19 protein-coding genes are annotated in these 15,501 nt (G+C 65.4%); 5 read left to right on the forward strand and 14 right to left on the reverse strand.

Annotated features, from left to right (window positions below; all coding sequences use genetic code 11):
• Nucleotides 1-70: 70 nt before the first annotated feature.
• Both RND64_RS15110 and RND64_RS15115 read left to right on the forward strand, forming a co-directional pair.
• Nucleotides 71-1,009, forward strand: coding sequence for an alpha/beta hydrolase (locus RND64_RS15110; protein WP_049698517.1), 939 nt, complete (start codon nt 71-73; stop codon nt 1,007-1,009).
• Between the two features lie 138 nt (nt 1,010-1,147).
• Nucleotides 1,148-2,323, forward strand: coding sequence for an NADH:flavin oxidoreductase/NADH oxidase (locus tag RND64_RS15115; RefSeq protein WP_049698518.1), 1,176 nt, complete (start codon nt 1,148-1,150; stop codon nt 2,321-2,323).
• A gap of 53 nt (nt 2,324-2,376) precedes the next feature.
• Here RND64_RS15115 and RND64_RS15120 read toward each other — a convergent pair whose 3' ends face one another.
• From RND64_RS15120 to RND64_RS15185, 14 genes are all read right to left on the reverse strand, one after another.
• Nucleotides 2,377-3,138, reverse strand: a complete 762-nt coding sequence (locus tag RND64_RS15120) for a fructosamine kinase family protein (RefSeq protein ID WP_331436117.1) — start codon at nt 3,136-3,138, stop codon at nt 2,377-2,379.
• A 52-nt stretch (nt 3,139-3,190) separates the two neighbouring features.
• Nucleotides 3,191-4,138: a TIGR03564 family F420-dependent LLM class oxidoreductase gene (locus RND64_RS15125; protein WP_064870389.1), complete on the reverse strand. Its 948-nt coding sequence runs from the start codon at nt 4,136-4,138 to the stop codon at nt 3,191-3,193.
• Between the two features lie 78 nt (nt 4,139-4,216).
• Nucleotides 4,217-5,176, reverse strand: coding sequence for an arabinofuranosidase (locus tag RND64_RS15130; RefSeq protein ID WP_197494577.1), 960 nt, complete (start codon nt 5,174-5,176; stop codon nt 4,217-4,219).
• 138 nt (nt 5,177-5,314) lie between these two features.
• The gene (locus RND64_RS15135; protein WP_049698520.1) at nt 5,315-5,656 is read right to left on the reverse strand and encodes a DUF1801 domain-containing protein; all 342 of its coding nucleotides are present in this window, start codon (nt 5,654-5,656) and stop codon (nt 5,315-5,317) included.
• Between the two features lie 47 nt (nt 5,657-5,703).
• Nucleotides 5,704-6,141: a VOC family protein gene (locus RND64_RS15140; RefSeq protein ID WP_064870390.1), complete on the reverse strand. Its 438-nt coding sequence runs from the start codon at nt 6,139-6,141 to the stop codon at nt 5,704-5,706.
• A 37-nt stretch (nt 6,142-6,178) separates the two neighbouring features.
• Complete coding sequence (locus RND64_RS15145) at nt 6,179-6,646, reverse strand: GNAT family N-acetyltransferase (protein ID WP_064870391.1); 468 nt, start codon at nt 6,644-6,646, stop codon at nt 6,179-6,181.
• Complete coding sequence (locus tag RND64_RS15150; protein ID WP_197494573.1) at nt 6,639-7,181, reverse strand: putative immunity protein; 543 nt, start codon at nt 7,179-7,181, stop codon at nt 6,639-6,641. Before RND64_RS15150 ends, RND64_RS15145 begins: the two co-directional genes overlap by 8 nt.
• Nucleotides 7,178-7,651 (reverse strand): acetyltransferase, encoded by a 474-nt coding sequence (locus RND64_RS15155; RefSeq protein ID WP_082938055.1) that lies wholly within the window; start codon nt 7,649-7,651, stop codon nt 7,178-7,180. The genes RND64_RS15150 and RND64_RS15155 overlap by 4 nt, the downstream gene beginning before the upstream one ends.
• Nucleotides 7,652-7,780: 129 nt before the next feature.
• A complete protein-coding gene (locus RND64_RS15160; RefSeq protein WP_064870393.1) occupies nt 7,781-8,134 on the reverse strand; it encodes a DUF1801 domain-containing protein in 354 nt (117 codons plus the stop codon).
• Nucleotides 8,135-8,374: 240 nt separating this feature from the next.
• The gene (locus RND64_RS15165) at nt 8,375-8,743 is read right to left on the reverse strand and encodes a type II toxin-antitoxin system VapC family toxin (RefSeq protein WP_064870394.1); all 369 of its coding nucleotides are present in this window, start codon (nt 8,741-8,743) and stop codon (nt 8,375-8,377) included.
• Complete coding sequence (locus RND64_RS15170; RefSeq protein ID WP_064870395.1) at nt 8,740-8,937, reverse strand: type II toxin-antitoxin system VapB family antitoxin; 198 nt, start codon at nt 8,935-8,937, stop codon at nt 8,740-8,742. The genes RND64_RS15165 and RND64_RS15170 overlap by 4 nt, the downstream gene beginning before the upstream one ends.
• A 132-nt stretch (nt 8,938-9,069) precedes the next feature.
• The gene (gene ychF / locus RND64_RS15175) at nt 9,070-10,149 is read right to left on the reverse strand and encodes a redox-regulated ATPase YchF (protein WP_049698527.1); all 1,080 of its coding nucleotides are present in this window, start codon (nt 10,147-10,149) and stop codon (nt 9,070-9,072) included.
• 11 nt (nt 10,150-10,160) lie between these two features.
• A complete protein-coding gene (locus tag RND64_RS15180; RefSeq protein WP_064870396.1) occupies nt 10,161-11,441 on the reverse strand; it encodes an AI-2E family transporter in 1,281 nt (426 codons plus the stop codon).
• Nucleotides 11,442-11,498: 57 nt separating this feature from the next.
• Nucleotides 11,499-11,885 carry a hypothetical protein gene (locus RND64_RS15185; RefSeq protein ID WP_231894280.1) on the reverse strand — a complete coding sequence of 129 codons (387 nt, stop codon included), beginning with the start codon at nt 11,883-11,885 and terminating at the stop codon, nt 11,499-11,501.
• Nucleotides 11,886-11,954: 69 nt separating this feature from the next.
• Between RND64_RS15185 and RND64_RS15190 the strand changes: the two genes are divergently transcribed.
• The 3 genes from RND64_RS15190 to RND64_RS15200 all read left to right on the forward strand — a co-directional run bounded on the left by RND64_RS15190 (nt 11,955) and on the right by RND64_RS15200 (nt 15,478).
• The gene (locus tag RND64_RS15190) at nt 11,955-13,520 is read left to right on the forward strand and encodes an Ada metal-binding domain-containing protein (protein WP_082938056.1); all 1,566 of its coding nucleotides are present in this window, start codon (nt 11,955-11,957) and stop codon (nt 13,518-13,520) included.
• Between the two features lie 58 nt (nt 13,521-13,578).
• Complete coding sequence (locus RND64_RS15195; RefSeq protein WP_064870398.1) at nt 13,579-14,187, forward strand: methylated-DNA--[protein]-cysteine S-methyltransferase; 609 nt, start codon at nt 13,579-13,581, stop codon at nt 14,185-14,187.
• A 76-nt stretch (nt 14,188-14,263) separates the two neighbouring features.
• Complete coding sequence (locus RND64_RS15200) at nt 14,264-15,478, forward strand: DNA recombination protein RmuC (RefSeq protein ID WP_064870434.1); 1,215 nt, start codon at nt 14,264-14,266, stop codon at nt 15,476-15,478.
• Nucleotides 15,479-15,501 lie beyond the last annotated feature (23 nt).

Raw genomic sequence — 15,501 nt, forward strand, 5'->3', positions numbered from 1 at the left:
CCAGCTGTTGCGCGCCGGTTCGTCCTCCGAATCGGGTAAGTCGTCGGGCTCATCGTGAGATCCTCGGCCCATGCGCCACACGCGGATCACGACCCTGATCGCCGTCATCGCCGCGGCTCTCGGCGTGGGCATTGTCGGAGCGGGCACTGCCGACGCCGCCGTATACCGTCGCGCCACTCTCAGCGGGTGCGGCATGCCTGCCACGCCGGTCGACATGTGGACGCGTGCGGGCAACTACAAGACCGTGATCGCGCTCTCCGGACTGCGCGTGACGGCGGCGGCCAGCGGATGGAAGCTGAGCACCAACGTCGGCGCCATGGCCGACAGCGGCGTCAACGTGGTAGCGCCCGCGGGCGGTCTCGCGAGCTTCTACACCGACTGGAACGCCCGCAACAGTCTGAGCAACATGGGCTATCGCTACCGGTGGACCTGCCGCCTCGACACTTTGGTCGCAATGCTCGACCGACAGGGGCTCGACGTCGGACCGCGACACAAGTACGCGATCATGGGAATCTCGATGGGCGGCAACGCCGCACTGATCTACGGCGCCTATCACCACGCACGCATCTCGCACGCGTTCTCGATGTCGGGGTACCTGAATCTGTCGGCACCGGGTATGCGGGAAGCCATCCGGCTCACACTCCTCGACGCCGGGCTCGAGGCGGGCGTCGGTGCGTTCAATTCCGACGACATGTGGGGTCCCCCGTGGAGCACACGGTGGCTCGACAACGATCCGTTCGTCCAGGCTCCGCGCTTACGTGGACTGAGTGTGCGGGTGGCTGCCGGATCGGCCATCTGGGGCAATCGCGACACCAACATCTCCAACTCGCTCAAGGGAACTCCGCTCGAGGTACTCGCCCAGGCACAGACGCGCGCGTTCGAATTCGCGGCGAGTCGGGCTGGTCTCCCGATCACAACCGACTATCCACGTGTTGGCACCCACAGTTGGGGCTACTGGGAGGAAATGGCCTGGCGCGCAAAGAGCGCCGGCTGGTTCAGAGACCGCTGACTCGCGAACCTCACGCGGCGTCGCCGGTCGGTGTGAGGTGAGCGTTACCCGAGGACACGCGCGCGGTAATGATCACGCAAAAGTGTTCCGATGAACTGTTTTCGAACCCATTCGGGACCACCTATTCGGAGACACCTCATGCCAGACCTCTTCTCTCCCTTCACCCTCAAGGGCGTCACCCTGCGCAATCGCATCGTGATGTCGCCCATGACCATGTACTCGTCGCACGACGGGGAGATGGACGATTATCACGTGAGCTACCTCGGCGCTCGCGCGTCAGGTGGCTTCGGGCTGATCTTTCCGGAGCAAATCGCCATCACCCCCGACGGTCGAACCACCACGGAGTGCGCGGGAATCTGGTCCGACGATCAGATCGACGGCCACCGTCGGGTGACCGACATCATTAAACGATTCGGAGCCGTGCCGGCCATCCAACTCGGCCACACCGGCCGCAAGGGCAGCGAAGTGGCACCACACAAGAGCTACCCCGGATTCCCGGGCAACTCGCAGCTACCTGCCGATCACCCCAACGGTTGGCAGTGCATTGCGCCGTCGGCCATCCCGTACGGCGGCGACCACTCCTGGCCCGTCCACGAGCTGACCGTCGACGAGATCAAGGCGCTGCATCGCAAATACGCCGACGCTGCGCGCCGAGCACTCGACGCGGGCTACCAGTGGCTCGAAATGCACTTCGCCCATGGCTATCTGGGCGCCGAGTTCTTCTCGCCGATTGCCAATCACCGCACCGATCAGTACGGCGGTTCGCTGGAGAACCGGGCGCGATTCCACCTCGAGGCGCTCGATGCGGTGCGCGAGGTATGGCCCGATGAGTATCCGCTCACCATGCGGCTCGGCGCAGACGATCTCAATCCGGCGGGAACCCAGTTCGACGATTCGCTGGTCGCGATCGGATGGATGAAGGAGCACGGACTCGATCTCGCCGACATCTCTCTCGGCTTCAACACCGACGAGATGATCGATCCGCCGATGGGCCGCGAAGCATTCATGGTCGAGAAGACCAACCGGGTGCGGACTCAGCTGCAGATCCCCGTCGGTACGAGCTGGAATCTCGGCATTCCCGAGACCGCAGATCAGGTCATCCGCGACGAACTGGTCGACCTGGTATTCCTGGGTCGCCCGGCGCTGTCCAATCCGCACTGGCCGGTGTGGGCCGCACGCGAACTCGGCCACCCGACGCCCTTCGAACTGGTGCCTGACGACTGGCGGTGGTGGCTCGAGAACTTCCGCGGGTACGACGCGAGCATCGGTCTACCGCCCGCAGCGGAGCCTTCCGCGCGGCTGCGTTCCGCCTGACCCGCTCGGTGGTCGCCGACAGCGTCGACGACGTCGTCGGCGACCGCCGCAAGTCACGCGTAGCGACGCGCGATCTCGACCACCTGCCCGCGATAACCGCCGCCGAACACCACGGCGTGCATGAGGACCATCGACAGGTAGTGCAGCGGCACGCGTTCGCGCCAGCCGTCTGCGAGCGGATACGTCTGCTGATAGCCCTCGAGGATTCCATCGAGATACGGAGCACCGAACAACGCGAGTGCCGCGAGATCGGTTTCCCGATGGCCGACGTGCGCTGATGGGTCGATGAGGACACACCCGTCCGGCGACCACATCACGTTGCCCGACCACAGATCGCCGTGGAGGCGTGCGGGAGCGTCGTCGGTATCAAAGTCGCCCTCCCGCAAACGTTCACAGAGCTTCTCGACGATGCCGGCGTCGCCACCGCGCAAACCACTGTCGGGCAATAGCGGCATCAGTCGTCCGTCGGCGTACATCTCGCCCCAGGTGTCGTGAGCCACCAACGAGAGTTCGAGCAGGTGCTCGTTGGGCCCCTGATATCCGGGGCCGTCCCAGCCGGGAGGGCCCTGCCCCCAGCGGGCGGGACCGTCGAGGCTGTGGGTGGTGGCCAGTCGTCGACCGAAATCGGTTGCGGCATCGGGACTCGGCGAACTCGATTCGACGCGGCGCTCGGTCAGCGTCGACTCGTCGGTGGATACGACGTCGACGATGCTCGCGCCACCGGCCGGTACGGCGTCGGCGAGCCACCGCAGGCCGGCCACCTCCCAACGCGCGGGCCGTCCGGAGGTGTGCTTGGTGAATGTCGAGGAGGCCATGACTCCTTGATACCCCGGTATCGCGCGTGCGGAGATCCAGCGGGCATGGAGGCTAATGCGCGCCGTCGGTGTGCCACGCGCCGACGCTGGCCCAGGTGCGGGAGCGCGCCTCGTCACCCACGAGATCTGCCTGCGTGATGGTGAGTTCGGTTGCGCCGGCGTCGAGGTACTCCTGCAGACCGGCGAGAACCGTCGACTCGTCGCCGATGAGGAACAGATCGCCCGCACGCTCGTGACCGGACGCCGCGATGATGCGCTGATACGACGGAATCCGGTCGTAGAACTCACCTGCGGAATACGCTGCGGCACGGGCAGCGTCGACGTCGTCGGTGATGACAGCGGGCACAGCGGCGATCACGCGGGGTGCGACACGTCCCGCCTTCCGAGCCCTCGCCGCGATCGTCGGCACGATGACTTCGCGAATTGCCCTGGGACCAGCCAGGAATGGCAGTGTTCCATCTGCGAGTTCGCCTGTCGCCTGAAGCGCCCGCGGGCCCATCGCTGCCACGACGAGAGGAATCGGTTTATCGACGCCCGCCACGCGAGTGCTGATCGGCGGAGCGGAGATCAGGGTGTCACCGTGAAACGGCTCGTCGGAGCCGTCGAGCAGGGAACGGAGCGCGGTCAGATAGTCGCGGAGCGCAGGGATCGTCGGACCCGGATCGACTCCGAATGTCGGTGTCGTGAACGCCGGAGCACCGAGTCCGACGCCGAGCTGGAATCGGTTGCCCGTCGCAGCGGCGGCGGTCTTTGCGGCACCAGCGAGGTGGATCGGATGGCGCGGGTGAATCGGGACGACCGACGTGCCCACCACGATGTCGGGGATCTGCGCGCCGACGAGCGCGGCGAGTGTGACGGCGTCGTAGCCGAACTGCTGGGCGAACCAGACCGAATCGATGCCCGCTTGGTCGGCTTCCGTTGCCAGTTCGATTGCCCTATCGACGACGTTGGTCGTCGTCGAGTCAGCGGCAAACGTCGATAGCGACACTCCGATACTCATGCATCGAACAAGCCTCGACTCTTCGGGAAGATTCCGCCTACCGCTTTATCGCCCAACGTGATTGGAAACGCTGCTCATCTACGCCGGCTCGCGCAAGATGCCGAAGTGGCGAACCGAACCGGAGACGCCCGGAAGTTCCTTGACCGGCGACCACGTCTGCATCCCGTCAGAACTGTCGGAGTAGAAGTACTTGCCCTGCTTGTAGGCGTCCAGATAGATCCGCCATGCACCGCTGGGCAACTGTGTCACGGCAGGACCTTCCACGAAGGTGCCCCAGTTGCCGGGAGTGACGAATCGGTACGGACCGTACAGCGACGACGACACCGCGTGCTGCACAACCTTTTTGGTCTCGTTCTTGGTGAACGCGTGATACGTCGAGCCGACCTTGACGATCGTCGTGTCGATGTGGTCGGCACCGAGTCCATTGAGTGGAATCGGCGGACTCCACCACCGCAGCGAGGGGTCGAGAGCGGTCATGATGTAGGGCACGAATCCGCCGCCCGTCGACATCGAGAAGACGACGTTGACCCGTCCACCTTCGACGAACCAGTCGGGTGCCCACGCCTTGGTGGTGAACGGCGAGAGCGAAGGACCGTCCGAGGAGCCCGCCGAGCCGGACGATCCCGGTCCGCTCGACGAACCGAGGCCCTTACCGTCGCCGGTGCCGGGAAGGAACGCGCAGCACAGCGGCACCGGCACGTTCCGCACGAATGTCCAGTGGACGCGGTCACTACTGCGCGCGAATCCGATGTTAGCGCCGTCGACCGTCGTGTAGGTGACGTAGTAGAAGCCGTCGGTGTGGCGGAAGATGCTCGGGTCACGCACGCGCCCGGTCGGCGGGCGGTACGCGGGCTTCGCCAGTGGAGTGAAGTCGGTGCCATTCGACGACTGGTAGACGTCCATGTACAAGTCGCTGGTGTTGCTGAACCCCACCATCGTGTAGCGCCAACCCGCTGCGGCGCTGGTGCCGGGGCCGGAGAGCAGCAGGCCGATAACGGCGAGCAGCACCACCGGCAGAGCGGAGAACATCGATCGCATGCGGAAGTTCACCGGTGCAGTATTGACCAGGTCATCGCGCGGGTGCACGCGCTCGAGCGGCTTCCGACGAAATCGTTATGGAAACTGCGCTTGGTTGGATACGGAAAGTCGTTGACAGCAGATCGCGGCGGGCGCCGGTCATTCCCGGTTGAGGGCAACCGCTGACTGCACCAGGGCGACGAATGCGTCGTCGTCCAGAGTGTCGTTTTCCTTGATGTCGATGGCGCGGCGAGTCCCTGCGGTGAGGCTGGCGTTGAAGACCTTCGCCGGATCTGGCAGCGACGCTCCCTTGGCGAACGTGAGCTTGATCTTGTCCTTGTAGGTCTCAAGGGTACAGATCAGGCCGTCGAGCGAAAACGTCGGAACGCCATCCGGATTGGAGGGTTTGCGCCATTTGACCTCTTCGGTGATGTCGGGGTCGGCCCGCATGATCAGGGTGCGCATCTCGTGTGCCCGCGATTCGCGCCAGTCGTCTGCCATGCAGGTCACCGTAGTCGGTGCGCCAACGGGTTTCAGGTACTCGGGTGTCACTGCTTCGTCAGGTCTTGGGCGAACATGACGATGATCCCGCTCGGCCCGCGCACGTAGGTGAGCTTGTAGACGTCCTGATAGTTGGCGACGCCGCGCAGCGGATGGCATCCGTGCCGCGCGGCGATTGCGAGGGCGTCGTCGATGTCGTCGACGGAGAACGCGACACGATGCATGCCGATCTCGTTGGGCAGCGTCGGCGAGGTCTCGATCGCGTCCGGGTGGATGTACTCGAAGAGTTCGAGGCGCCCCGAGCCGTCGGGTGTGGCGAGCATCGCGATCTTCGCGTGGTTTCCGTCGAGTCCTACTGCGGTGTCGGCCCATTCGCCGCTGACCTCGTCGCGTCCGAGGACGGTGAGGCCGAGATCGGTGAAGAACGCAACTGCGGCGTCGAGGCTTTCGACCGCGATGCCGACGTTTTCGAGCGAGATGGGCATGTGGTCGAGGGTAGCGGCGGCGCGCCCGACCACCCCACTAATGGGCGATTGTCCTTGCGAGGAACACGAGGTCGTAGCTCCCGACGTTCTCGCGCTTGAACTCCACGAAACCTTTCCGCTCATAGAGTCGGATGTTCGCGACGCTGTGCTCGCCGGTGAACAACTCGACTCGCGTGACCGATGGTGGCACCCAGTCGTCGACTGAGGCGAGCAACCTGCTGCCGAGGCCTCGTCCCTGCAGATCGGGGACCACCGTCAGTCGGCCGACCTCGGCGACCTCGCCATGCACCGAAAGTCTCAGCGCTGCAACGAGCCTCGCGCCCAGCTTGATCCCCAATGCAGTCACGTGGGGCAGCTCCAGTTCAGCGACGAGGTCGTCGACGGACTGCGTCAGCGCGGGAAGCGTCAGGTCGTCGTGCAGTTGAGCCTCGGTGACGTATGCCGCTCGCTGCAGGGTCAGCAACTCGCCGGCGTCGTCGACGCCGAGTCGCGACACGTCAGCCACGACGAGTTCCGATGTTCGTTTGGAGCTCGCGGATCGTCGAACCGAGAATGCCGCGCGCGAGCAAGCCCTGCCCCAGCGGACCTGACGAATCAACGCCGAGTGCCGGGAGCTGACGCAGGGCTGCCCGCTCGTCATCTGTGAGTTCAGCCAACTGCCAACGTATTTCGTCGTCGACGGCTGACGGGTTGTCGCGGTGTGACAGGTCGACTGCCTTCACCGCGTACGCGGCGGCTCCGAGTGCGTGGGCACCCATGTGTGCCACCGCCGATGCCTGCGCCACTGCTCGTGCCGCGGCGGCGCCCGCCGGCGTGCTCGCTGCGCCCGCCGCCTTGACCGCGACCATCCGCTTGGCGATCTCCTCCGCACTGGTCCCGAGTCCCGCGCTGTAGGCGCGTGTTCGCGCAAGGGCGTCATCGATGTCGGTGCGCGCAGGGTCGTCGGCCTCGAGAAGCGGGAGCACCCGCTCGGCGCATGCGACCGCCCACCTGGCCACCAGTCGACGGTCGGTTTCGCTGAGTGTTTGAATCGATGTCACGGGTTTCCTGATGCGTCTCGGACCATCCGAAGTATCGGGTATGGCCTGCCCTGGTCATCGAGTGCGCTGCGCTCGAACTCGACGAACCCACGGCGACGGTAGAACCCGACCGCGTCGACGTTGTCCTCGTTGACATCCACACGGGTGATTCCGCAGTCGTCGACGGCTTGGGCGAGAAGCACGCTGCCGACACCGGTTCCCCGGTGAGCAGCGTCGACGAACAGCATCTCGAGGGTGTCCCCCGCTGTACCCGCGAAGCCGACGACCTGACCGTCGACTTCTGCGACGACCAGCCGCACGTGCGGAAAGTAGTCAGCTACCAGGTGCTGCTCGATATCGTCTCGGTCCGCCGGCCGCAGAAAGTGATGCGTTGCATCGACCGCGCTACGCCAGACTTCGACGAGCCGCGGATAGTCGTCCGGGACCGCGGGCCGTGTAGTCACGAAGCGGCCCCGAGCACCGCGCGAAATCGCCTGTCGTGCGCAGCTATGGGCATGCGAACAAAGTACGCGGCCGGACCGCGCCGCATGCTGCGGCGTCGTAAAATGCCGCGGCGTTTCAAAGTACAGCGCGGCCCAGCCGGTCTCGGTTCGGCGGACTCAGGAAAGCGCGGATCGGACGATGTCCGCGATCCTCTTCTCCGTGAATTCGTCGAGGGTGTCGAAGTACCATGCCGCCGGCATCAGCGTTCCGTCGATGCCGCCACCCGGGTTGAGCGTGACCTTCTCGGTGAGGGCGAGGTTGATGCGTTCGTCGTTGCGCAGCGTCACCAGCGCAGGCGAACTCGCCGACTTGGCGTACGCGGGCATGCCGTACCAAATTCTCGGCCTCAGCGTTGGCGCGGCGGCCATGATGACCTCGTGCGCCCGCTGAACCAGCGAGCGCTCAGGCTCCTTCATCTTCGCGATCTTGTCGGCAACCGCCGCGAGGTTCTTCTCATCCTTCGATGCCATGTCATGTCCTCTCGTCAACCGATGTCACACATCGGCTGTGAAGTCGGCGCACTGGTGCGCCACACCCCATCCGGACATGTCCCGAGTGAGTCGGGCCTCTCCGCAATGATTCAGGCATCTGTGCCTGGAAGTGCAGTCGGCAGGATCCCCCTGCCGCGAATCAGGCTAACTCACCGCCGCGGGTGGGCGCGAGTAAGTGCGTGGCCGAGCCAACGATGTGAGGGACGACGGCGATAGCCGTCACTCGAGAACGCAATCCACCCCGACATCGACGCATGCTGCTCGCAACCTCTTGTCCCTCGTCCACAGCGTCGCGCCGTCAACGAGAATCGCCGAACCCAGCAGCCCGGCGTCGACCGGGCTCAGCCCGCGGCCCCAGAGCTTTCGACTCTCGACGAGATGCAGCAGTTCGGCATGAGTCAGGACCGGAAACTGGACGAGATTGCTCAGCAGATCGATGATTACGTCTCGGTTAGCGATCGATCCCAGTGCGAGTTCTTCGACAACCAGTGGGTGACAGCCGATCTCATCATCGGCAAGCAGGCTCGGCAGACGCTCGTCCTTGGCGTGCAGATGGTCAATCCAGACCGACGTATCAACCAGGATCATCCGGCCGACGACCGACGACGCGGAGCCGCCTGAGCTGCAGGATCGGTGCCGCCGAGCGCAGCAAGGCGGCGCGCGCTTTCGATGCGGATCAAGGCCTCCAGCCCATCACGAATGAGCGCCGCCCTTTCATGGACCCCGGTCAGCTCGGCTGCTTTGGCCAAGAGTTCGTCGTCAAGGGTCACCGTGGTGCGCATGCCGCATCTCCAATCGCATCAAAATATGTCAATAATGATGCCATCGCGGATGCGCTGTCGCCACATCTCCACACCGCGCACCGTCACCGTGTTTTACGGCGCGCAAGCCGTAGAACGTTGAAGCGGAATACGTCAGACGTTAAACCGGAACTCCACGACGTCCCCGTCGTGCATGACGTATTCCTTGCCCTCCATGCGAACCTTGCCCGCGGCCTTGGCGGCCTGCATCGAGCCGGCGGCGTCGAGGTCGTCGAACGAGACGATTTCGGCCTTGATGAAGCCCTTTTCGAAGTCCGTGTGGATGACGCCCGCAGCCTTGGGTGCGGTGTCGCCCTGGTGAATTGTCCACGCGCGTGACTCTTTTGGCCCCGCGGTCAGGTAGGTCTGTAGGCCGAGCGTGTGGAATCCGGCCCGCGCGAGCGAGCGCAGGCCCGGCTCGTCCTGCCCGATGGAGTCGAGCAGTTCCTGGGCGTCGGCCTCGTCGAGCTCCAGCAGTTCGCTCTCGACCTTGGCGTCGAGGAAAACCGCATCGGCAGGTGCGACGGCGGCCTTCAGTTCGGCCTTGCGCGCGTCGTCGGTCAGGATCGACTCGTCGGCGTTGAACACATAGAGGAACGGCTTGGCGGTCATCAGGTGCAGTTCGCGCACCGACGACAGATCGAACGAATCCTGCTGCGAGAACAGGGTTTTGCCGGAGTCGAGGATCTCCTGGGCCTTCTTCGCGGCGTCGAGCACCTCGGCCTGGTCCTTGTTCTTGCGCGCTTCCTTCTCGAGCCGCGGAATGGCCTTCTCGAGTGTCTGCATGTCGGCGAGGATCAGCTCGGTCTCGATGACCTCGATGTCGGCGAACGGGTCGACGCGGCCGTCGACATGCACGACGTCGTCGTCGGCGAAGACACGGACGACCTGACAGATGGCGTCGGCCTCGCGGATGTTGGCCAGGAACTGGTTGCCCATGCCCTCGCCCTCGGAGGCGCCCTTGACGATGCCCGCGATGTCGACGAACGACACGGTTGCGGGAAGGATGCGCTCGCTGCCGAAGATCTCGGCGAGGCGGTCGAGTCGCTTGTCGGGCAACTCCACCACGCCGACGTTGGGCTCGATCGTGGCGAACGGATAGTTCGCCGCGAGGACGTCGTTACGGGTCAGCGCGTTGAAAAGGGTGGACTTGCCGACGTTGGGAAGTCCGACGATGCCGAGGGTGAGACTCACGGGTGTCCAGTCTACGGTGACGCGTCGGCGTCGTTTGCGTCGCCACCACCGGCGTCGGGTGGCTCCTTGTCGTCGGGCACCCCGACATTCTCGGTCACCGGGGCGCCCTGTGGCGGCAATGCCTCCCCGGCCCGCTCGGCTATTCGTTCGTTGAGGTACCGCAAGACGACGGTGAATGTCGCAGCGGCAGGCACCGCGAGGAACGCACCGGTGATGCCGAAGATCGAACCGCCGAGGGTGACCGCGAGCAGCACGATGACGGCGTGCAGGTTCATCGACTTGGCCTGCAACCACGGCTGCAGGACGTTCCCCTCGAGTTGCTGCACGGCGATGATGATCGCGAGAACGATCAGCGCGGTGGTCAGGCCGTTCGACACGAGCGCGATCAACACGGCAAGGGCGCCCGCCACGAACGCGCCGACGATGGGGATGAAGCCACCCATGAACGTGATCACCACGAGCACCCCGGCAAGCGGCACCTGCAGGATGAAGAGACCGATGCCGATGAACGTCGCGTCGACCAGGCTCACGATGGCCTGCGTGCGGATGAAGCCACCGAGGGTGCTCCACATACGACGCAGCACTTCGCTGATGTGTGTTGCCGACGGGTTCCCGATGGTGCGGTCTATCCACGGGGTGAATTTGGGTCCGTCCTTCAGGAAGAAGAACACCAGGACGATCAGGGTGAATAGGGTGACGAGCACCGAGGTCGCCGTCCCGACCCCACTGAACACGCCCGAGGCGATGGTGGCCGAACTCGACTGCAGTTTGCTGACGATCGCGTGAACGGCGTTGTCGATCTGCTCGTCTCGAACGTTGAGCGGCGGACCCTGCGCCCATTGCTGGAGCCGCTGCACACCGTCGGTGGCGCGGTTGGCCAGTTCGGGCGCCTGCGCAACCACCGAGGGAACGATCAGGCCGATCACGGCAGCGACAATGCCGATCGCGACCAGCATCATCACCAGAGCGGCCGCCGCTGGTGGGACACCTTTTCGACGCATCCATGCGACGGGCGGCCACAGGACCGTGCAGACGATGATCGCCAAGAGAACTGGCAGAAGGATCACCCACAGCTTGCCGACCACCCACAGCAACACCCACACGGCAGCCACGACGAGCACGGCCTGCAGTGCGACGATCGCCGACTCGCGTAGGCCCTCCCGGATCACCGACATCCGGGAGGGGTGCGTGCGTTCGCCAGTCGCTCCGGAGTCGGTCGCGGTCGCGGCGGGCGTTGGGTCAGCGGGTGTGGATTCAGGTGTCGCAGGTACGTTCTCGGACGAAGCGGTCACGCGATGATCCTCACATGAGCCGTCGCCTCACGCGAAAGGCTCCCTCCCTCACGCGGTTCAGTGGCGCGCGAAAGTCCGCTTGAGCCAGCGCAGCAGCGCGTTGATCGCCTCGATCTCGGCGAGCATGGGGGTCAAGATCTCCGGCGGCACCGGAACGTCGTCGTCCGCGGTTCCACGTCGAGGACTTGCCGTCGCAGAAGCTTCCCCGGCGGACGCGACGCCGCCGTCCGCGCGGGCCATGCGAGTCGACGACGTGCCGTCGAGGTGGGCGAGGTCGTCGACGCTTGCACTCGGCTCGGACAGCAGTTGCTCAACGAGAATGCTGTCGACCGTCTCGGCTCCGTACAGTCCGCGCAGTATGTCCAAACCCCACTCGGGATACTCCGCGAGCGGGAGTTCACGGTTGCGACCTCGATGTCGAAAACCGCCGAAGTGTGTGCTCATGCCGATCATGGTGCCACCGAAATGTAATCTACGTCACGTTTTTGTCGGTATTCCGATGGTGTCGCAGCGATGGCCGATTTCCGCCAGAAACCGATCATCGCGCCGTGTCAGAGTGGACGAGTGAGCACCTCGCCGACGACCCCTGACCTCGACTTCGACACCTTCTACCGAGCGTTGTCGGCTCGAGATCGACGATTCGACGGCCAGTTCTTCGTCACCGTGCACACGACCGGCATCTACTGTCGCCCGTCGTGTCCCGCCCGGACACCGCTACCCGCCAACGTCTCCTTCGTCCCGACCGCCGCGGCAGCCCAGACGCGCGGCTTCCGCGCGTGCCGACGCTGCGCACCCGACGCCGTGCCCGGCTCACCGAGATGGAATGCCAACGCCGATCTCGGTGCGCGAGCGATGCGACTCATCACCGACGGCGTGGTGGAACGAGACGGCGTCGACGGCCTCGCCGCGGCACTCGGCTACTCCCCTCGCCATCTCACCCGGGTGCTGAACGACGAACTCGGCGCAGGCCCCCTCGCGCTTGCCCGCGCACACCGTGCGACCAACGCACGCATACTCATCCAGCGCACGACGATGCCGATGGCCGACGTCGCATTCGCCGCGGGATTCTCGAGCGTGCGGCAGTTCAACGACACGATCCGCGAGATCTTTGGCCTCACGCCGACGCGATTGCGCGCGCTCCGCGGTAACGGCGCCACCGATCCCGATGCTCATGCCGAGGGCGGAGTGATCTCGTTACGGCTGCCCTACCGCGAACCCTTCGACGCCTCCTGGCCCGCAACACTCTTGGGCGCGCACGCCGTCGACTCGATGGAAGAGTTCACCGGTGATCCCGCGGGAGACTGGACGTTCGCCCGTGTCCTCACCCTCCCGCATGGGTATGCCCTGGTTCGGATCTCACCGGGATCGGGGCCCAAGCGGCACGGTAATTACCTACGAGTCGATCTCTTACACCTCGACTCCCGAGACCTCGGCGCAGCGGTGTCGCGTGTGCGTCGACTCCTCGACCTCGATGCCGACGCCGCTGCAGCAGAAGACGTGTTACGACGCGATCCGCGCCTCGCCCCCCTCATCGATGCAGGCCCCGGCATCCGGTTGCCCGGGTCACCAGACCCGGCAGAGGCTCTGATCCGCACGATGATGGGCCAGCAGATCAGCGTCGGCGCGGCACGCCATCACGTGGGAGCGCTGGTTTCGGCGCTCGGTGAGACCACCGGGTGGACTGACGGTCCCGGACGTGCGTTCCCGACTGCGACAGCGATTGCCGAGCAAGGTCGGTCGGTGTTGCGCGGCCCGCGTGCGCGCGTCGACGCCATCGTCGCCGCAGCGTCGAAGATCGCGGAAAATTCGGTGGAACTTCACCAGGGGGTCGCTGCGTCTGAGTTGCGTGCTCGTCTCCTGACTCTGCACGGGGTCGGGGTGTGGACCGCCGACTACGTGACGATGGTCGTCACCGGCGACCCCGACACCCTGCTCCACCACGACCTCGTGGTGCGGCATGCCGCGAACGATCTCGGCATCGACCTCACCGTCACTCAGGAATGGGCACCGTGGCGCTCCTACGCATCAATGCACCTGTGGCGCCATCGGCTCGGACAGCAGCTCGGCACGGTCGCCTGACCTGCCGATCCGGCGTGTCCGCGCATCGAACTGCAACGACACGCGCCAGGAGGCAACCATGACAACACTCGACGCCGTACCCACCGACCCCGACACGACAGCCACAGAGCCGTCAACAGTTGACGCCCCAGCGGCCGAATCATCAGCGACCGAGTCATCAGCGGCCCACGCGACCGTCGCGACGCCGACGGGTCGCTTCACGTTCGTCGTCGACGACGCGGGCGCGGTGTTGGCGTCGGGTTGGACCGACGACGCCGCATCACTGTTGCCGTCGATCCACCGCGCGTTGCGACCGGCGTCGTCTCGGTGGTCGCAGGAACTCACCGCCGTGAGCGACGCGGTCGAGGCCTACTACGCGGGCCAACTCGACGCGATCGACGCGGTGGCGGTCCGACAACGTTCGGGCCCCTACGTGGAGAAGGTCTGGGAGTCGCTGCGCGCAGTAGCGCCGGGCAGTCCCACGACGTTCGCCGAACTCGCCGAGGCTGCTGGACACCCGACGGCGATTCGCGCCACCGCCACCGCCTGCGCGAGAAACGCGGCCACGCTGTTCGTTCCGTGCCACCGTGTACTCCGCCAGGACGGCACGGTCGCGGGTTTCCGCTACGGCAAGCCGCTCAAGCAATGGCTGCTCACCTACGAGGACGGCGGGACCCCGACGTTCTGACCACCACGGCCATGAACTGCGAGCCCTGAACTGCGACGACGGAGAATTGTCGGTACCGGACGGCACCATCACTGTCATGCTGTCCGTCACTGTCGCTCTCTTCGTGGGTCTGTTGCTCGGTGCCGTGCTGGGTTGGCTGGCCAACGCGTCACGCTCGGCCGCGGCGGTATCGGCGGCACGCACCGAGGCCGACGCGCTGCGCAGCTCTCAGGAGCTCGCAGCGCGATCGCTGTCGGCGGCAAGCGAAGACGCCGCGCGCAGACAGTCGACGGCGATCGGCACACAGGTCACCCACATCGTCGAGCCGCTGCGCGGGGTGTTGGGCCAGTTGTCGGAAGAATTGCGCAGGGTCGAGCACAACCGGATCGGTGCGTATTCGGGTCTCGCCGAGCAGGTGCGCGGCATGCACATCGCCTCACAGCAGCTCTCGAACGAGACCCGCGCGCTGGCCAACGCCCTGCACACGCCGCACGTCAGGGGCCGCTGGGGCGAACTGCAGCTCGAACGGGTCGTAGAGCTGGCAGGTATGAGCGAGCATTGTGACTTCAGCACGCAGGTGTCGGCCGAGTCAGACATCGCGGGCCAGGTCCGTCCGGACATGGTGATCCACCTGGCGGGCAACCGCGACATCGTCGTCGACGCGAAGGTTCCCCTGCATGCGTACCTATCCGTCGCGGACTGCAGCGATCCGGACAAACAGGCGGCACTCCTGGCCGACCACGCGCGGGCGGTCAGAGCACACATCACGCAGTTGGCCTCGAAGTCGTACTGGACCGCGTTCGCGAACACCCCCGAGATGGTCGTGCTGTTCGTACCCGGCGACCCGATCCTCGACGCTGCGGTGCGTGCCGACCCAGCGCTCATCGAGTACGGCTTCACGCGCAACGTCGTGGTGACGACCCCGACCAGCCTCGTCGCGCTACTGCGCACAGTTGCTCTCGGGTGGCGCCACGACGCCCTCGCCGCCGACGCCGCAACGATCAGAGAGCTCGGCGTCGAACTCCATCATCGACTCGGATCGGTCCTGAGCCACCTCGACCGAACAGGCGCCTCACTGCGTCGGGCGGTTGAGTCGTTCAACTCGACGCTCGGCGCCGTCGACAGCCGCGTCGGGGTGACGGCTCGCAAATTGGCGTCGCTCGAATCTCTCGGAATCTCCTCCGAACCGGAACGGCCCAGCCCTGTCGACGTCGGGGTGCGCCCCACTCCCGGAATGCCCGTATCGCAGTCCGACAACCCCGACCCAATACCCGACGAACCAGACGCGCGCGCAACATCGAGCACTGGTTAAGGGAAATCCGGGGATCACCCGGT

It is taken from the genome of Gordonia sp. w5E2, assembly GCF_036540975.1.
In the GTDB taxonomy this organism is placed as follows: Bacteria; Actinomycetota; Actinomycetes; order Mycobacteriales; family Mycobacteriaceae; genus Gordonia; species Gordonia jacobaea.

Bases quoted from the DNA above. Each gene is read 5' to 3' on its own strand.
- RND64_RS15110 (WP_049698517.1), top strand. From the start codon at position 71: ATGCGCCACACGCGGATCACGACCCTGATCGCCGTCATCGCCGCGGCT.
- RND64_RS15115 (WP_049698518.1), top strand. From the start codon at position 1,148: ATGCCAGACCTCTTCTCTCCCTTCACCCTCAAGGGCGTCACCCTGCGC.
- RND64_RS15120 (WP_331436117.1), bottom strand. From the start codon at position 3,138: ATGGCCTCCTCGACATTCACCAAGCACACCTCCGGACGGCCCGCGCGT.
- RND64_RS15125 (WP_064870389.1), bottom strand. From the start codon at position 4,138: ATGAGTATCGGAGTGTCGCTATCGACGTTTGCCGCTGACTCGACGACG.
- RND64_RS15130 (WP_197494577.1), bottom strand. From the start codon at position 5,176: ATGCGATCGATGTTCTCCGCTCTGCCGGTGGTGCTGCTCGCCGTTATC.
- RND64_RS15135 (WP_049698520.1), bottom strand. From the start codon at position 5,656: ATGGCAGACGACTGGCGCGAATCGCGGGCACACGAGATGCGCACCCTG.
- RND64_RS15140 (WP_064870390.1), bottom strand. From the start codon at position 6,141: ATGCCCATCTCGCTCGAAAACGTCGGCATCGCGGTCGAAAGCCTCGAC.
- RND64_RS15160 (WP_064870393.1), bottom strand. From the start codon at position 8,134: ATGGCATCGAAGGATGAGAAGAACCTCGCGGCGGTTGCCGACAAGATC.
- RND64_RS15165 (WP_064870394.1), bottom strand. From the start codon at position 8,743: ATGATCCTGGTTGATACGTCGGTCTGGATTGACCATCTGCACGCCAAG.
- RND64_RS15170 (WP_064870395.1), bottom strand. From the start codon at position 8,937: ATGCGCACCACGGTGACCCTTGACGACGAACTCTTGGCCAAAGCAGCC.
- RND64_RS15185 (WP_231894280.1), bottom strand. From the start codon at position 11,885: ATGAGCACACACTTCGGCGGTTTTCGACATCGAGGTCGCAACCGTGAA.
- RND64_RS15190 (WP_082938056.1), top strand. From the start codon at position 11,955: ATGGCCGATTTCCGCCAGAAACCGATCATCGCGCCGTGTCAGAGTGGA.
- RND64_RS15195 (WP_064870398.1), top strand. From the start codon at position 13,579: ATGACAACACTCGACGCCGTACCCACCGACCCCGACACGACAGCCACA.
- RND64_RS15200 (WP_064870434.1), top strand. From the start codon at position 14,264: ATGCTGTCCGTCACTGTCGCTCTCTTCGTGGGTCTGTTGCTCGGTGCC.